We start from the raw sequence: 2,444 nt of genomic DNA, 5'->3' as shown, positions 1-2,444 counted from the left end.
TGTGCGAGCGGGCACATACTGAGTGGTAACCTACAAATGGCTGTTAGCAGCTTTGTCTTCTTCATGGCTGTGTTGGTTGGTGCGATGATAACGGCATACATAGTCTACGGCCTAAAGCCCTGGACAGCCAAGTGATCATGAGTTTATGTGAATTTTTCCTTAAAAATCATTAAAAATCAAAATTTCCTGTTTTATATGGTAACGGTTAAGGGAGGCTAGTTAGGATTGGTGATTTAAGGCCCATTGATTTTCTACTCATAGCACTTGCGTATGGGCTTGGTGTTAGATACCTTGATAAGTACGGCTTAAGCGAGTACGTTATTTCATGTGAAATTGAAAATAATAACCTGAGGTGCACCTCACCATGTAGCGGCAATGAAGATAGATGCCTTGTTTATAGGCTACTAGTTAAGGGTGGTATCTCGCTTAAGTGCCTATCTCGATCATGATTGGTACGTGATCCGAACCCTCAACGTTCGCTAAAATCTCAGCCCTACCCACCCTACTCCTCATTTCCTCACTTACTAGGCAGTAATCAATCCTCATAGCCCTCCACCTCTCCCTATAACTACGCCATGTGTATGCCTTAACGCCGGGGTGCAACTCCCTGTAAATATCGACATATCCAAGGCTTAGGAATTGATTAAACCAAGCCCTCTCCTCAGGTGTTAACCCAGGGTGTTTCTCATCCCAGAATGATGAGTCGATCCTATCCCTAGCTATATTAAAGTCGCCACACACGATAACGGGTTTGTTGTTTCTTAACTTATTGAGGAATTTCTCAATAGTGTTGCAGAATGCTAACTTGAATTGTAACCGGCTTAGGTCATCACCAGCCCTTGGGAAGTAGGCATTAACCAGGTAAAAGTCGCCGAGCTCAACAGTTATTACCCTACCCTCAGAGTCAAAATCCCTAATGCCCAAACCCTTAATAACGGATATTGGGTGTGTTTTAATTAAGGTCATAACCCCAGCATAGCCCTTACGTTCAGCGGGAAATGGGTATGCTTCATACCCGAGACCCATTATTGTTAATGGCACACCGCCCTGACTCCTAATTTCCTGGAGTAGGACTGCATCGTATTGTCGAGAGCTTAATAACTTATCTAGCACGCCCTTTTTCATTATACTTCTCAATCCATTAACATTCCATGAGAGAATCAGCACGTATTTTAGATCACGACAGTATTTTTATTTTATTAAGTTTAGGTTAATTACTTTGGTAATGCGTCCTTATACTGATCCCTGAGCACCTTCTTATCTATCTTCCCTGTACTGGTTAGCGGTAACTCCTTAACGAATATAACCTTATCCGGTATCCACCACTTAGGTATCTCCCCCTTCTCAACAAACTGCATTAGGTGGTTCTTAATATCATTCTCCGTTAACCTACCCTCATAACCAGGTTTGGGCACTATTATCGCCACAGGCCTTTCACCCCATTTCTCATGAGGAACACCAACAACAGCCACCAAATTAACCCCTGGATGTGTGCTTATGAGGTCCTCAAGCCTAAGGCTTGGTATCCATTCACCACCACTCTTAATGACATCCTTTAATCTATCGGCGATCTTGACATAACCATCCGGGTACCAAACTGCAGCATCCCCAGTGTGGAACCAGCCATTACGCCAGGCGTTCCTAGTCTTCTCAGGATCGCCTATGTACTCCCTAAACAACCATGGCGACCTGACAACAATCTCGCCTATAGTCTTGCCATCCCTAGGGACATCCCTATCCTGCTCATCGACAACACGGAGTTGAACCAGTGGTATGTTTATGCCGGTCCTCAAGTAAATTTCATTCCTCCTTTCAGCTGGTAAGTCCCTGTGTTCAGGCCTTAGGTATGCTATTGTGAGGACAGGCGCTGTCTCGGTCAGCCCATAGCCAGAAATGACGGTCATACCCCTAGCCTGGGTTGCCTTTAATAACCCCTCAGGTAATGCTGCACCGCCGACTATGAACTTGAGCCTGCTTAGGTCGTACTTCGGCGAGTCAGGGTGCATGAGTAGGTTATAAAGTATGGTGGGCACTCCAGCACTGAATGTGACGCCTTCCTCATGAATAACCCTCAATATATGACCCCAGTCAAAACGCCCCGGATAAACAATCTTTCTATGCCCATTTAGCATGGTTGACCACGGCCAACCCCATGCATGTACGTGATACATTGGGACTAGTACCATAGCAACATCATCCTGTGAAGCATTCACTGGCGGGTTCTTAACGGCTAATGCTGTCGAGAGTGTATGAAGCACGAGGCCTCTATGCGTGTGGTAACCACCCTTTGGTGGTCCTGTTGTTCCTGATGTGAATAGTAGTGTTGCTGGTGTTCTCTCGTCAATCTCTGGGAATTCCCTGAGTGGTTCGTGTTTGAGGAGGTCCTCATAGGGTATCATCTTAACACCATAATCCTGACCAGGAACCCTACCCCTATCACTCAT

At 45.5% G+C, this 2,444-nt stretch carries 2 protein-coding genes; both read right to left on the bottom strand.

All coding sequences use genetic code 11. The features are described 5' to 3' along the window. Window positions 1–426 precede the first annotated feature (426 nt). The gene (locus B7L70_RS12410; protein WP_081228442.1) at window positions 427–1,167 is read right to left on the bottom strand and encodes an exodeoxyribonuclease III; all 741 of its coding nucleotides are present in this window, start codon (window positions 1,165–1,167) and stop codon (window positions 427–429) included. A gap of 47 nt (window positions 1,168–1,214) precedes the next feature. After that, the coding region (locus B7L70_RS12405) for an AMP-binding protein (RefSeq protein WP_081228441.1) at window positions 1,215–2,444 on the bottom strand (1,230 nt) is incomplete at its 5' end.

It is taken from the genome of Vulcanisaeta sp. EB80 (assembly GCF_002078205.2).
This window is presented reverse-complemented; position numbering and strand designations above follow the sequence as displayed.